Source organism: Hydrogenophaga pseudoflava, from assembly GCF_004353865.1.
Taxonomy (GTDB): domain Bacteria; phylum Pseudomonadota; class Gammaproteobacteria; order Burkholderiales; family Burkholderiaceae_C; genus Hydrogenophaga; species Hydrogenophaga pseudoflava.
Genome location: NZ_CP037867.1, coordinates 2,714,192 through 2,729,224 on the forward strand (window position 1 = coordinate 2,714,192; position 15,033 = coordinate 2,729,224).

Below are 15,033 nucleotides of genomic sequence, written 5' to 3' on the forward strand. Positions count from 1 at the left end.
ATGGACCTGATGTATCTCCTCGAACTCGCGGTCAACGGCGGTCTGGCCGGCCTGATGTACGCGTTGGTGGCCATGGGCATCGTGCTCATCTACAAGTCGTCCTCGGTGCCCAACCTGGCACAAGGCGGGCTGACCATGCTGGGCGCCTACATGGTGCTCGCTTTTGCCAACGGCGCTGGCCTGCCCATGTGGCTGGCCATCCCGGCGGCCATGGTCACCATGTTCCTCGCGGGCATGGGCATTGAGCGCGTGGCGCTGCGGCGCCTGGCCGGTCGGCCCATCGTCATGATTCTCATGATGACGCTGGGCATTGACATCTTCATCCGCGCAACCACCATGACCATCTGGGGTGGCAGCGGCCGGCCGTTGCAGGTCGGCATCAGCGATGCGCCGCTGTTCCTGGGCCCGCTGCTGCTCAACCGCGCCTACGTGGTGGGTGCGGTGGTCTCGCTGGTGTTGTTCGTGGCCTTCATGCTGTTCTTCCGCACGCGCCGCGGCGTGGTGCTGCGCGCCATTGCCGACGACTACACCGCCTCCTGGTCGGTGGGCATCTCGGTGGAGCGCGGCGTGGCACTGTCCTGGGCGCTGTCGTCGGTGGTGGCGACCACGGCTGGCGTGCTGTGGGGGTCGGTGCAGACGGTGGACCAGACCCTGGCCATGCTGCTGCTCAAGGGCATCACGGTGGCCGTGCTGGGCGGCATGGACAGCCTCGGCGGCGCCGTCCTGGCCGGCCTGCTGCTGGGCATCCTGGAAAGTGTGGCCTCGGGCGTGCTCGACCCTCTGCTGGGAGGTGGCACCCGTGAACTGGTGGTGGCGGCCGTGCTGATTCTTACCATCATGATCCGTCCCCACGGCCTCTTCGGTCGCCACGACATCGAAAGGATTTGAACGATGCTGTACCGTCAAGCAGGCATTTTTCACACCCACTACGCCAGCGACCGGGGGCTGTTCCCCATCCCCTTCGAGCGCAAGGCCATCATCGCGATTTTGCTGATCGCCCTGGCGGCACCCTGGCTGTTCAGCTCCCTGGTGCTGACCAGCTACCTCAAGCCCTGGCTGATCTGGACCGCCGCGGTGCTGGGGCTCAACCTCATCCTGGGCTGGACCGGGCAGTTCCACTTCGGCTACGCGGCTATCATGGGCATTGGTGCCTATGCCTCGGTGCACGCAACGCGCAACGGCGTGCCCTGGGAGTTCGCGATCTTCCTGGGCGGCATCACAGCGGCCGTGGTGGGCGTGGTGTTTGCCTTTGCGGCGCTGCGCGTCAAGGGCCTGTACCTGGCGCTGTCAACGCTGGCCATGCAGTTCGTGATGGACTGGGTGATCTCGCACGTGCCAGCCATCAGCGGCGGCGTGTCGGCCACGCTGCAATCGCCGCCCATGAAGCTGCTGGGCCAGGCCGTCACGTCCGAGGCGGGCATCTACTACGTGGTGCTGGCCTGGGTGATCTTTGTCACGGTGTTCATGCTCAACCTTCGCCGCACCGCGCTGGGCCGCGCCCTGGTGGCCGTGCGCGAGAAAGACTTTGCCGCAGCGGTGATTGGGGTACAGAGCTTCTACTTCAAGCTGGTGGCCTTCGCCACGTCCGCCTTCATCGGTGGCGTCAGCGGCGCGATGCTGATCTTCGGCTTCTACAAAGCGGTCACCCCGGAGCAGTTCGCGGTCAACGTTTCCATCGAGCTGCTGGCCATGGTCATCGTGGGCGGACTGGGCAGCATTATCGGCAGCTTCTTCGGCACCGCCTTCATCCTGCTACTGCCGGGGCAGATGAACACCTTCATTGCCTGGATCGCCAAGGTCTTCGGTCTGGACATCGGCGTCGAAACCCTGGCCCACATCCCGCACATGGTCTACGGTGCCACCATCATCGCGGTGCTGCTCATCGAGCCGATGGGACTGGGCAAGATGTACGGCAACGTGCGCAACTACCTGCTGGTCTGGCCCTTTGGCTACGCACGCAAGTGAGACAAGTACCATGAGCAACAACTACCCCATCCTCTCGCTCAACAACATCGAGGTCATCTACGACAAGGTGGCCCTGGCCATCAAGGGCGTCTCTGTTGAGGTGCCGCAAGGCGGCATGGTTGCGCTGCTGGGCGCCAACGGTGCGGGCAAAAGCACAACGCTCAAGTCCATCAGCGGCCTGCTGGTGCCCGAGCGCGGCGAGGTCACGCGCGGCGACATCCGCTTCATGGATCAGGACATCGCCGGCCTGGCGCCACAGGCGCGGGTCAAGCGCGGCATCGTGCAGGTGCTGGAGGGCCGCCGCGTGTTCGAACATCTCACCCCCGACGAGAACCTCGTGGCCGCCTCTGCGGTGGTAGGCGGTTCGCGCACCGAGATGAATCGCAACCGGGACATGGTGTATGCCTACTTCCCGCGCCTGCACCAGCGCCGCACGGCGCAGTCGGGTTTTCTGTCGGGCGGCGAGCAGCAGATGCTGGCCATTGGCCGCGCCCTCATGACGCGGCCCAAGCTGCTGATGCTGGACGAGCCCAGCCTGGGCCTGGCGCCTTTCCTCGTGGCCGAGATCTTTGACATCGTCAAAAGCATCAACCAGCATGAGGGCCTGTCGGTGCTGCTGGTGGAGCAGAACGCCATCGCGGCGCTGGAAGTGGTGTCGCACGGCTACCTGCTGGAGAACGGCCGCATCGTGATGCATGACAGCGCCGAGGCCATGAAGAAAAACCCCGACATCCAGGAGTTCTACCTGGGTGGCGCCGAGGGCAAGAATTTCCACGACATCAAACACTACAGCCGACGCAAGCGCTGGCTGAGCTGAAAGATCACCACCGCAGTCCCGGGCATGCGCGTACTTGGTGCCTATTGGACGATTCACTCCACCGTACGCAGGAGACATTCGATGAAACGAGCTTTGCTATCCACCCTCTCAGGTGTCGCCCTGCTGCTGGGCGCGTCTGCCGCATCGGCGCAGCAGGCGCCGGTCAAGTTCGGCCTCTGCTACGACCTGAGCAAGGCCTATACATTCGTAACGCCGCAGATCGTGCAGGCCGCCAAGGACTACGCAGAAATCCTGAACGCCAAGGGCGGTCTGGAAGGCAGCCCCATTGAGATCGTCGTGCAGGACCACGGCAACGAGCCACAGCGCGGCATCGAGTGCTACGAGAAACTCAAGCGCGAAGGCGTGATGATCTTCGACACCCTGTCCACACCGGTTTCGCGTGCCGTGCTGCCACGCGCCATGGCCGACGGCAACATCATGCTGCAGTCCTTCGTGGGCCGGGGCGACGCCATCGACGGTGATGTGTTCAAGTGGGTCTTCCCCATCGGCCCGACCTACTGGGGCCAGATGGCCAACAACATCCAGTACATCAAGAACCAGCACAAGGGCAACCTCAAGGGTGTGAAGATCGGGTTCATCTACCCCGATTACGCCTTTGGCCAGGAGCCCATCCCCATCCTCAAAACCCTGGCCGAAAAAGAAGGTTTCGAGCTCAACCTCTTCCCCAACCCCATGCCAGGTCGCGACCAGGCCGCCGTGTGGACCCAGATCCGTCGCATCAACCCCGACTGGATGATCACGTGGAACCTGTCTGCCATGCACGTGGTGGCCGCGCGTGAAATGAAGCGCAATGGCATCCCCATGGACAAGCTGATCAGTGTGAACTGGATCAATGAAGTGGACATTGCCAACATCGGCGCGGCCGAAGCCAAAGGCATGAAACGTGGCACCAATGTCGTCGGCGGTCAAGACCACGCGCTGATCAAGCAGATCGTGGCCGAGCTGTACGACAAGGGAAAGGGCAATGGCGACCGCAAGAACCTGCAGGACGTGTACTACAACACCGGCCTGGCCATATTTTCGGTGGCGTTTGAAGGCGTACGCAATGGCCTGAAGGCGGGCCGACCGCTGACACCGGCCAAGATCAAGACCGGTCTGGAAAAGTTGCACAACTTTGACGCAAACGACCTTATGGCCCCGGTGACCGTGACTGAAAAGGACCATGGCGGCGGCGGCAAGACCCGCATCGATATGTGGGACGGCGCTAAATGGGTGCCACAGTCCGACTGGATCTCGGCCTACAACGATGTGGTGTGGGAAGTGATCAAGAAAGAATCGGCTGAGTTCGCCAAGACGAACAAGTGATCTAGATCGCTGGCTGTCCCGGCACGGGGCAGCCCGTGGTCATTCGGCGAGCTCTCGCCGTCGCCCTCAGCAACCCCGGGCAGCCCACGTTGTACTCACCTCCATCGGGCCGTTCAAGCCGCCGCAGGGGTTGCTGGGGACGGATTACTGCCGGATCGAGGTTGAACAACCCATTGAGACTTCGAAGCTGGAAGCCAATCCAGACCCTTCAACTTGCAGCCGATCGCCCACAAGGCGGCGGGTTGCCGTGTCCAGCACACAGGAATCACCTGAAACACTAAAAAATCAAACACCAGTTTGTCTAACTATCGTTAGACAGCTACACTATGACCAAATCAATGTTGCGCCGAACGCGCGAGGAGTAAATATGGATCTCGATCTCAAGGGCAAATCAATCATCGTCACCGGGGGTGGCTCCAACATCGGACGGGGCATCGTGCTGGCGTTCGCCGTTGAGGGCGCGAATATCACCATCGGCGACATCGACACCGAACAAGCGCAAAAAACGGCCGACTTCGCCATGCAGATGGGCGCGGCTTCCACCCAGGTAGTGAAGACCGACGTCACGCAACTTGACCAAGTGCAGGCCATGTTCAAGACCGCTGTGGACAAGTTCGGCGGCGTTGATGTGCTGGTGAACAACGTGGGCTGGGACCAGCTGATGTTCTTTACGCAAACGACGCCCGAGTTCTGGCAAAAGGTGATCCAGATCAACTATGTGGGGGTACTGAACTGCACCAAGACAGCGCTGGAAGTGATGATTCCGCGCAACGCCGGCGCCATCGTCTCGATCAGCTCCGATGCCAGCCGTCAGGGCGAGCCGCGCGAAGCGGTCTATGGCGGCGTCAAGGCGGCGATCAACAGCTTCATGAAAACAGTGGCCAAGGAAAACGGTCGTTACGGCATCCGCTGCAATGTGGTCTGTCCCGGCGTGACGATCCCAAGCACCTCGGACGAAGTGGGCGGGAGCAGCATGTGGGTCGACGCCGGCAGCATGTTCACGCCCGAGCAACTCGAAAAAGTCACCAAGTCACTGCCGCTGCGCAAGGTAGGCCGTCCGCAGGATATCGCCAATGCCGTTGCCTTCCTTTCGTCGAGCAAGGTCGCCGGACACGTGACCGGGCAAGTCCTCTCCGTCTCCGGTGGCTACAGCATGATCGGCTGAACGGCTTGCGGAATTTGCCAACCGACAACTTAACCCAGAAAACTCAAGATGATTTTCGAAGACATCCTGTACGAAGAGCGTGACTCGACCGCCTACATCTCCATCAACCGGCCGCAGGTGATGAATGCATTTCGGGGCCGTACCATGGATGAACTGCTCCATGCCATCCTGAAGGCTGGCTGGGACAAAAAAATTGCCTCAATCGTCCTTTCAGGTACGGGGGACCGCGCATTCTGTACTGGCGGCGACCAGTCGGCGCACGCAGGCCAATACGACGGACGCGGCACGATCGGCTTGCCGGTCGAAGAAGTACACAGCGCCATCCGCGACGTGCCCAAGCCGGTGATCGCCCGCGTACAGGGCTACGCGATCGGGGGCGGCAACGTGCTGGCCACCCTGTGCGACATGACCATCGCATCCGAGAAAGCCGTGTTCGGCCAGGTTGGCCCGAAGGTCGGCTCGGTCGATCCCGGTTGGGGAACAGCGTATCTTGCACATGTCGTCGGCGAGAAAAAGGCGCGCGAAATCTGGTATCTGTGCCGACGCTACACAGCACAGGAAGCGTTGGCGATGGGCCTGTGCAACACCGTCGTACCGCACGAGCAGCTCGATGCCGAAGTCGCACGCTGGTGCAAGGAGATCGTTGACAAGAGCCCGACCGCCCTGGCCATCGCCAAACGCTCATTCAACGCTTCCACCGAGCACATTCGGGGCATTGGCAGTCTCGGCCTCCAGGCGCTGAGCCTGTACTATGACACTGCGGAGTCCAAAGAAGGCGTACGCGCCTTCCTGGAGAAACGCCAGCCAGACTTCCGGCAATGGACTGGTGACAGCAAATGAGCCAGAACAGACACCTCAGGCAGGCAGCACGCAAGGCAGGCAGCGTGTAAGTGCGCGGGAACACGCCTGCTAAACTCGGTCTGTTCAGCCTAACTAACAACCGAAATGACCATCAAACCACGTTCTGATGTCGCCTCCAGCAGCGCCGAAGCCGCCGACACCCGCGAGCGCATACTACTCGAAGCAGCGCGACTGCTCCGGCACCATGGGTATGCCGCCACCACCCTGCGAGAGATTGCCGATGCTGCCGGCGTCAAAGCCGGCAGCATCTATTACCACTTCGAATCGAAGGAGGAGATCCTCGGCGAAGTCTTGGACAAGGGTATTACGATCGTCGCTGATGCGGTTCGCACCCGTATCGAGGCGCTGCCGGCGAACGCAAGCTGGCGTGACCGCATCGCGGCAGGCATCGAAGGCCACCTGTGGGGAATGCTCCACTATGGCGACTTCACGTCGGCCAACATTCGCGTCTATGGGCAAATACCTACCAGCGCAAAGAATCACCACAAGATAGTCCGCCGGGCTTATGCGGACTACTGGGACCGTCTGTTCGAATCGGCACTGGCCAGCGGCGAGTTGCGTCAAGACACCGGCCTGGCCATGATTCGACTTTTCGTGATCGGCGCGTTGAACTGGACCGTGGAGTGGTACAACCCCCAGCGCGGTTCATTCCAGGACTTCGCGCGCCAAATCACAGCGATCGTGTTCGATGGAATCCTCACCCATGACAAGGTATGACATGACAAGCCATTTCGGGCGGGCATTGCCGTCCGCTTCGGTAGATCGAGCGGCACACCCGAGCCTGACAGCAACCGTCAGCGTGCCGCCCGCGGTGGTGCCGCGTGGCTTGTTGCTCCGTTGCGTCAAGGGACTCTCGGTCCGTGCAGCCTGCAACAGGAGTGGGGCATGACGGTGAAGGAAGGCTGGCGCGGCCGGTTCTATGAAGACTTCGAAGTGGACGACGAGTATCGACATGCCCTCGGGCGCACCCTCACCCAGCAGGACAACATCTGGTTCACGCTGCTGACGCAAAACACGGCAGCTCTGCACTTCGATGCCCACTACGCGGCCCAGACGGAGTTCGGTCGACCCCTCGTCAACTCCTGTCTCACGCTGGCCCTCGTGACCGGCCAGACGGTGAGCGATGTCTCGCAGAACGTCATGGCCAACCTCGGGTGGGATGAAGTCCGTCTGCCTCATCCGGTGTTCGAAGGCGACACGATCTACTCGCGCTCCACAGTGCTTGACAAGCGCGAGTCGCGGTCGCGCACCAACGTCGGCGTGGTGACGGTGCGTACCGAGGGCTACAACCAGGACGGCACCATTGTCTGCACGTTCAAGCGCACGGTATTGGTTTACAAGCGAAACAGCGCACCACGCACCGCTCCGCCATTGCCGGTCGGCAGCGGCCCCTGAACCGCCGTTTTCAACAACTTGGGCCCCACAAGGCCCCAAACTTTTCAGATTCTTTCCGTATGACGCCATCCTCCCTGATCGAGCAATACGGCCCCCGTGAAACGATGGAATACGACGTGGTCGTGGTCGGCGGCGGCCCAGGCGGGCTGGCTACCGCCATCCGGCTGAAACAGCTCGCCGCCGACAAGGGCACGGAACTCTCGGTGGTGGTGCTCGAAAAAGGCTCCGAGCCCGGCGCGCACATTTTGAGCGGCGCGCTGATGGACCCCCGTGCGATCACCGAGCTGTTTCCCACCTGGAAAAAGCTGGGCGCGCCCTTGACGCAGCCGGTCACCGGCGACGAGATGCTGTTTCTCAGCCAAACCGGCAAGCTCGGCACACCGCAATTCTTGATTCCCAAAAGCCTGCACAACGAGGGCAACTACGTCATCAGCCTGGGCAATGTGGTGCGCTGGCTGGGTCAGCAGGCCGAAGCGCTGGGGGTCGAAATCTTCCCGGGCTTTTCCGCTGCAGAAGTGCTTTACAACGAGGACGGCTCGGTCAAAGGTGTGGCCACCGGCAACTTGGGTATTGGCAAGGACGGCCAGCCCAGCGACAGTTTTCAGCTTGGCATGGAACTGCACGGCAAGTACACAATTTTTGCCGAAGGCTCACGCGGCCACCTGGGCCGACAACTGATTGAAAAATTCAAACTCGATGCCGGCAAGGACCCGCAGACTTACGCACTCGGCATCAAGGAACTCTGGGAGATTGACCCGACCAAGGCAAAACCGGGCCACGTTGTGCATTCTCTGGGCTGGCCCATGGACAACCAGACTTACGGCGGTGGCTTTCTGTATCACCTCGAAGGCAACAAGGTCACGCTGGGCTTCATCACCGGCCTGGAGTACAGCAATCCGTGGTTGAGCCCGTTTGATGAGATGCAGCGCTGGAAAACGCATCCCGCGATTCGCCAGTACCTCGAAGGCGGCAAACGTATCAGCTATGGCGCCCGCGCCATCACCTGCGGTGGCCTGATGAGCCTGCCCAAAACCGTGTTCCCCGGCGGTGCACTGGTGGGCTGCGAAGCGGGCTTTCTCAACTTTGCGCGCATCAAGGGCAGCCACGCCGCCATGAAAACCGGCATGCTTGCGGCGGAAGCGGCGTATGCAGCGGTGACGGGTGGCCGCCAACACGATGAACTCACTGCCTACCCCGAAGCTTTTAAAAAGAGCTGGCTGTTTGAAGAACTGGATGCTTCGCGCAACACCAAGCAGTGGATGAAGAAAGGCCTGTACCTGTCATCCATCATGAACGGCATCGAGTTGTGGCTGCTGCCCAAACTCGGTTTCAAAGCGCCGCCCTGGACTGTTCACAACCGCGTGCCCGACCATGCCAAGCTCAAACCCGCGGCCCAGTGCCGGCAAATCGTCTATCCCAAGCCCGACAACAAAATCAGCTTTGACCGCCTGAGTTCGGTGTTTGTCTCCAATACCAACCACGAAGAGCAGCAACCCGCACACCTGACCCTCAAGGACGCCAGTGTGCCGGTTAGCGTCAACCTGGCCACCTATGCCGGGCCGGAGTCGCGCTACTGCCCTGCCGGCGTCTATGAGTTTGTCAAAAACCCGGACGATACCGATCGCCTGCAGATCAATGCGCAGAACTGCGTACATTGCAAGACCTGCGACATCAAGGACCCGAAGCAAAACATCGTCTGGGTCACGCCAGAAGGCGGCGGCGGGCCGAATTACAGCGCCATGTAGCCGATCAATAACGAACCGCCGGCAGGGGCCCTGGGAAAGAGTCTTTGATCACAACCGGTGGCTCGTTACCAGTTCAGGGATTTCCCTAGTTGAGCAGATACCTAACTACCGTTAGATTTAAGGCATCGACAGGGGGCAATGCGTGTCTTACCTGACAAGGAAACACAAGACAGGCATCCACCCTGCCCCGACGCAGCCCACACAGGAAAAACCTTGCAAAGACTCACTGCGCCTTCGACCTATGCCCTAGACGCCAAAGGCAATGACCGCGACCGTTGCCCCGGCCCGGAGGGGTGGAGGGGCGGCTCGATGCCCACTCCCCCGCAGCGTGGCGCACGGAGCAAACTGCCATGCTGAATCTCACGAATGTTCAGATCGTTTACGACAACACCATCGAAGCGGTAAGAGAAGCGTCGTTGTCGGTCGGCAAGGGCAGCATCGTCGCGCTGTTGGGTTCCAACGGGGCAGGCAAATCGACCACGCTCAAAGGCATTTGCGGCGTGCTTTACCCGGAAGATGGCGAAATCAAGGGCGGCCAGATCATCTTCGAAGGTCGTCCACTTGCCGGGTTGCCGCCGGACGAGATTGTGCGCACGGGTGCGGTGATGGTGCCCGAGGGGCGCCGCCTTTTCGACCAGTTGACGGTCGAGGAAAACCTCGTGATGGGTGGCTACACGCGAAGCCGGGCCGACGCCAAACGCCAGATCGACATGGTGTACAGCCTGTTCCCGCGACTGGTGAACAAACGCACCACGGTGTCGGGCTATCTTTCGGGCGGCGAGCAGCAGATGGTAGCCATCGGTCGCGCCCTTATGTCGGCCCCGAAGCTACTGATGCTCGACGAGCCGACGCTCGGCCTTGCACCTCAAATCACAGAAGAGATATTCGAGATCGTCGCCCGCCTCTGCCGTCAGGACGGCATGGGCATTCTCCTGGTAGAGCAGAACGCGCAGATGGCACTGGCCATCGCCGACTACGGTTACATCATGGAAAATGGCCGCGTAGTGCTTGATGGCCCGGCAGACAAGATGCTGCGCAATGAAGACGTGCGCGAGTTCTACCTGGGCTTCGGCGAGGGCGGATCGCGCAAGAACATGCGCGACGTCAAACACTACAAGCGGCGCAAACGCTGGCTGTCCTGAGAAGCATCATGAACGACGATTTGCTGAGGGTCGAAACCCTGTCCAAGCGCTTCGGCGGCGTCGAGGCCGTGGCCGGCGTCAGCTTTCACGTCAAGCGCGGCGAGATCTATTCGCTGATCGGCCCCAACGGGGCCGGCAAGACGACAACGTTCAACATGATCAGCAGTGTGGTCAAGCCCAGCAGCGGCACGGTGCATTTCGACGGCCACGACATCACGGGTGTGCCCGCGCATCGTCTGGCCGCCATCGGCATCGGCCGAACTTTCCAGAACCTGGCAGTATTCAAGCATGCCAGCGTGGTGGACAACCTTCTGGTAGGTCGCCATTGCCACATGGCCACGAATGTGCTGGATGCCTCTTGGTTCTTCGGGCGGGCGCGGCGCGAGGAAATGGAGCACCGCCGCAAGGTCGAGGAGATCATCGATTTTCTGGAAATCGAGGAGGTCCGCAACATGCCGGTGGGCACCTTGTCCTACGGGCTTCAAAAGCGGGTCGAACTCGGGCGCGCACTGGCCACGCAACCCAAGCTGCTGCTGCTGGACGAAATGGTGTCGGGAATGAACAGCGAAGAAACCGAAGACATTGCCCGCTTCGTGCTCGACATCCGCGACGAGCTCGGGATCTCGGTGCTGATGGTCGAGCATGACATGGGCATCGTGATGGACATCTCCGACCGTATCTGTGTGCTCAACTTCGGGCGCAAGATCGGCGAAGGCACGCCCGCCGAGATATCGGCCAACCCGGCGGTGATCGACGCCTACCTGGGCAGCAAAACAAAGGAGGCTGCGTGATCTACGCCCTGGACGCCAAGCTGCGCGACGGCAACGCCACCCTCCCCCAACTCTTGCAGCATTGGGCGCAGAGCACTCCGGATTCGCTGGCCTTTCGAGAAAAGGACTACGGCATCTGGAACCGGATGACCTGGCAGCACTATTTCGAAACGGCGCGCCGCTTCGCCCTGGGACTGAAGTCCCTGGGCTTCGACAAGGGCGACCGGCTGGCCATCGCCAGCGAGGACAGCCCGGAGTGGATGTTCGCCGACCTGGCCACGCAGGCCATCGGCGGCGTGGTGGTGGGGATCTATCCCACCAATCCGTGGCCGGAACTACAGTACATCGTGCATCACTCGAACAGCAAGTTCGTGGTCTGCGGCGACCAGGAGCAGGTGGACAAGGTGCTCGATGCGATGGACAAGCACGCGACCGGTTTGCCCGATGTGGTAAAGATCATCTGCGCCGACATGAAAGGCATGCGCGGCTACAAGCTCGACAAGCTGATGTCGTTCGAGGATGTACTCGAACTCGGCGACCAGTACTTTGCATCGTCGCCCGAGAACGCGAGAGCATTTGATCGTGCCATTGAGCAAACCCAGCCCGACGACACATGCATGCTCGTCTACACCTCGGGAACCACCGGACCCCCAAAGGGCGCAATGCTCTCACACCGCAACCTGATCGTCACGGTGGACAAGCTCAAGACCCATTTCAGGCTGGACCGTCACAACTACGAGGTGGTGTGCTACCTGCCGCTGTGCCACGTGGCGGAACGCGCCTTCTCGACCGTTTTGCACCTGCTCACTGGCGGCGTGGTCAACTACGCCGAATCGATCGACACCGTCGCCGTCAATTTGCGCGAGATTGCGCCCACGGTGTTTCTGGGCGTGCCGCGCATCTGGGAGAAATTGCAGCAAGGCATTCTGATCCGCATGCAGGACGCCTCGCGCTTTCAACGCTGGGCCTTCTCGCGCTGCATGGCGGCCGGACAGCGGCTGTTCGAGCGCGTCGAGGCACGAGGAGGACGGCGCTCACTCTCCGACCGGCTGCAGTTCTTCCTGCTCTGGCTGGTGATGTTTCGCAACCTGCAAAAGTTCATCGGTCTGGACCGCATGCGCTGCGGGTTCTGCGGCGGCGCCAGCGTCTCGCCCGAAGTGCTGAAGTTTTTCCGCGTCCTCGGTCTTCCGGTGTTCCAGGTGTACGGCATGACCGAGTCCGGGGGGGTGGTCTTCTTCCAGCATGAAAAAGCGGCCAGGCTGGGCGCCACCGGACTGCCGATCGACAGCCTGAACTGGAAGATCGCCGACGACGGCGAGCTGATCGTCAAGCACCCCGCCGTGTTCAAGGGCTATCTCCACGACGATGGCGCCACCGCCAAGACCGTGGTCGATGGCTGGCTGCACACCGGCGACATCGTGGCACTCGCCGACAACGGCGAACTGATGATCCTCGACCGCAAGAAGGCCATCATCATCACCAGCGGGGGAAAGAACATCGCCCCGTCCGAAATCGAGAACGCACTCAAGGACAGCCTGTACGTGCGCGAAGCCATCATTCTGGGCGACGGCCGCCATTTTCTGTCCGCGCTGATCCAGATCGACTACGAAACGGTGGGCAAGTGGGCACAGGAGCGCAAGCTGGCCTACACCACCTACAAGAGCCTGGCCTTGCTGCCCGAGGTGCGCGAGCTGATCGACGAAGACGTCAAGCGCGTCAACAAACTGTTTGCGCGAGTCGAAAATATCCGCAAGTTCCTGATCCTGGAAAAGGAACTCGACCACGATGACGGTGAACTCACCGCCACCCAGAAAGTGCGCCGCAACGTGATCGAAAAGACTTTTTCTCGCGAGATCGCGATCATTTACGGCGGGGGAACTGCCTGATGGACTATTTTCTTCAGCTGCTCATTTCCGGTATGGCCGTCGGTCTGATCTATGGCTTCATCGGCATGGGCTTTGCGATGATCTACCGCGCCACCGGCGTGGTGAACTTCGCCCAGGGCGAGATGATGATGCTGGTGTCCTACATCGCATTCACCCTGGCGGGCACCTTGCACTTTGGCTTCTGGCCGATGCTCGCGGCAACGGTGGCGATCTCGGTACTGATCGGTCTGGTGGTCGAGGTTTTGCTGATCCGGCCCATGCTCGGCCAGCCGGTCTTTTCGACGGTGATGGTGACCATCGGGCTGGCCGTGATTCTGCGCTCGGTAGTCGTGCTCATCTGGGGCGCCGACCCGATGCCGCTGAATACAGGCCTGTCCACCGAAGTCATCAGGATCGGGCCGGCCGGTCTGTACCCGGCACAACTCTACGCCTTGGGACTCATGGCCGCGGTGCTGGTCGGTCTTTGGGCCTTCTTCCGCTATTCACGGGTCGGCATCGCGATGCGCGCGACCGCCAACCTGCAGACCGCGGCGCTGCTGATGGGGATCAATGTCAAGCGCATTTTCGCGCTGTCGTGGGCCCTGTCGGCCGGTCTCGCCGCCATTGCCGGTGTGCTGATCGGCGTCATCTACGACGTCAATCCCGGCATGTGGACAACGGGTCTGCGCAGCTTTCCGGCGGTGATTCTCGGCGGACTGGACTCGGTGTTCGGTGCCGCGCTGGGTGGCGTTCTGATCGGCGTCGTCGAAAACCTGTCCGAAGGTTACATTGGCCGCGGCATGAAAGAAATCGCCGGTTTTGTCCTTATTCTCGTCGTCCTCATGGTCAGACCCTACGGCCTGTTCGGCAAACCTGATATCGAGCGTGTCTGATGCGTAGCGGAAATTTCAAGCAAAACTATCGGGAACTGCTGGCACTGACCGACTCGGTCGCTGTCGTCTTCTGGTCATGTGTGCTGGTGGCGTTCCTGCTCGCGGCGCCGCTGGTGTTGCCCACGTACTACGTATCTGTGCTGCTGCTGCTCCTGATCACGGCGGTGGGGGTGCTGGGCCTCAATCTGCTGACCGGCACCACCGGGCTGATCTCGCTCGGGCACTCCGGGTTTCTGGCGGTCGGCGCCTACACGGCCGGCATCGTGGCCAGCAAGCTGGGTTGGTCAATGCCGCCGGCCATATTGGCCGGCGGCGTGAGCGCAGCCATCGCGGGCGTCATCGTGGGCATACCGTCGCTGCGGCTCAAGGGCCTGTACCTGGCCATTACGACAATGGCCTTCGCCGTGATCATCAACCATCTGATTCTCAATGGCGGCACCCTCACGGGTGGGTCGGAAGGCCTGACGGTCCCGCAGCCCTCCTTGTTCGGCCACCCACTTGGCGCCGAGCGCGGTTACTACTACGTGGTTCTCGCATTCCTGGTGGTGTTCACCTTCATTACCCTGAACATCCTGCGCAGTCGCATCGGCCGGGCTTTCCTGGCCATTCGAGAGCATGACATCGCCGCCAAGGCGATGGGCGTCAACCTGATCCGCTACAAGTTGCTGGCGTTCATGATCAGCGCCTTCTACACGGGAATCGCCGGCGGACTGCTGGCGTTTTACACACGCTACCTGAATGTCGACAGCTTCAGCCTGCTGATATCGATCGAGGCACTCTCGATGCTCATCGTCGGTGGACTCGGCACGGTGGCCGGAGCCTTGCTCGGCACTGCTTTTATCGTCTTGCTGAATGAAGGACTGGGTTTTGTGTTCGGCATGATCGGCGCCAGCTTCGGCGGGTCGGGCTCCACTGCCGCCTACGAAATCAAAGGCGTGATATACGGGCTCGCGATCGTGCTGTTCCTGCGCTTTGAACCCGACGGGTTGGTGGGACGCTGGCGCGACATCAAGCACTACTGGACCAACTGGCCCTTCCGCTTCTAAGCACCGCGGCGGGGGACGACCGCCGCTGCTGATGCTCAAAAGG

General features: G+C 61.2%; 14 protein-coding genes. All 14 read left to right on the forward strand.

All coding sequences use genetic code 11. The annotated features are described in order from the left end of the window. On the forward strand, positions 1-888 hold the full coding sequence (locus tag HPF_RS13035) for a branched-chain amino acid ABC transporter permease (protein ID WP_133156839.1): 888 nt from the start codon (positions 1-3) through the stop codon (positions 886-888). Between the two features lie 3 nt (positions 889-891). Then, positions 892-1,965 carry a branched-chain amino acid ABC transporter permease gene (locus tag HPF_RS13040; protein ID WP_133156840.1) on the forward strand — a complete coding sequence of 358 codons (1,074 nt, stop codon included), beginning with the start codon at positions 892-894 and terminating at the stop codon, positions 1,963-1,965. A gap of 10 nt (positions 1,966-1,975) precedes the next feature. Then, on the forward strand, positions 1,976-2,782 hold the full coding sequence (locus HPF_RS13045; protein ID WP_133156841.1) for an ABC transporter ATP-binding protein: 807 nt from the start codon (positions 1,976-1,978) through the stop codon (positions 2,780-2,782). Between the two features lie 81 nt (positions 2,783-2,863). Continuing rightward, a complete protein-coding gene (locus HPF_RS13050; RefSeq protein ID WP_133156842.1) occupies positions 2,864-4,108 on the forward strand; it encodes an ABC transporter substrate-binding protein in 1,245 nt (414 codons plus the stop codon). Between the two features lie 367 nt (positions 4,109-4,475). Next, the gene (locus HPF_RS13055; protein ID WP_060986792.1) at positions 4,476-5,273 is read left to right on the forward strand and encodes an SDR family NAD(P)-dependent oxidoreductase; all 798 of its coding nucleotides are present in this window, start codon (positions 4,476-4,478) and stop codon (positions 5,271-5,273) included. 48 nt (positions 5,274-5,321) lie between these two features. Further along, complete coding sequence (gene badI / locus HPF_RS13060; protein ID WP_060986791.1) at positions 5,322-6,113, forward strand: 2-ketocyclohexanecarboxyl-CoA hydrolase; 792 nt, start codon at positions 5,322-5,324, stop codon at positions 6,111-6,113. A gap of 105 nt (positions 6,114-6,218) precedes the next feature. Continuing rightward, a complete protein-coding gene (locus HPF_RS13065) occupies positions 6,219-6,851 on the forward strand; it encodes a TetR/AcrR family transcriptional regulator (RefSeq protein ID WP_060986790.1) in 633 nt (210 codons plus the stop codon). Positions 6,852-7,019: 168 nt separating this feature from the next. Further along, positions 7,020-7,529 carry a MaoC family dehydratase gene (locus tag HPF_RS13070; protein WP_060986789.1) on the forward strand — a complete coding sequence of 170 codons (510 nt, stop codon included), beginning with the start codon at positions 7,020-7,022 and terminating at the stop codon, positions 7,527-7,529. Positions 7,530-7,588: 59 nt separating this feature from the next. Next, positions 7,589-9,274 carry an electron transfer flavoprotein-ubiquinone oxidoreductase gene (locus HPF_RS13075; protein ID WP_060986788.1) on the forward strand — a complete coding sequence of 562 codons (1,686 nt, stop codon included), beginning with the start codon at positions 7,589-7,591 and terminating at the stop codon, positions 9,272-9,274. A gap of 350 nt (positions 9,275-9,624) precedes the next feature. Then, positions 9,625-10,416 carry an ABC transporter ATP-binding protein gene (locus tag HPF_RS13080; protein ID WP_060986787.1) on the forward strand — a complete coding sequence of 264 codons (792 nt, stop codon included), beginning with the start codon at positions 9,625-9,627 and terminating at the stop codon, positions 10,414-10,416. An 8-nt stretch (positions 10,417-10,424) separates the two neighbouring features. Further along, a complete protein-coding gene (locus HPF_RS13085; protein WP_060986786.1) occupies positions 10,425-11,207 on the forward strand; it encodes an ABC transporter ATP-binding protein in 783 nt (260 codons plus the stop codon). Continuing rightward, complete coding sequence (locus HPF_RS13090; RefSeq protein ID WP_060986785.1) at positions 11,204-13,072, forward strand: AMP-dependent synthetase/ligase; 1,869 nt, start codon at positions 11,204-11,206, stop codon at positions 13,070-13,072. Before HPF_RS13085 ends, HPF_RS13090 begins: the two co-directional genes overlap by 4 nt. Next, positions 13,072-13,944 (forward strand): branched-chain amino acid ABC transporter permease, encoded by an 873-nt coding sequence (locus tag HPF_RS13095; protein ID WP_060986784.1) that lies wholly within the window; start codon positions 13,072-13,074, stop codon positions 13,942-13,944. The genes HPF_RS13090 and HPF_RS13095 overlap by 1 nt, the downstream gene beginning before the upstream one ends. Further along, positions 13,944-14,990: a branched-chain amino acid ABC transporter permease gene (locus tag HPF_RS13100; RefSeq protein WP_060986783.1), complete on the forward strand. Its 1,047-nt coding sequence runs from the start codon at positions 13,944-13,946 to the stop codon at positions 14,988-14,990. Before HPF_RS13095 ends, HPF_RS13100 begins: the two co-directional genes overlap by 1 nt. Positions 14,991-15,033 lie beyond the last annotated feature (43 nt).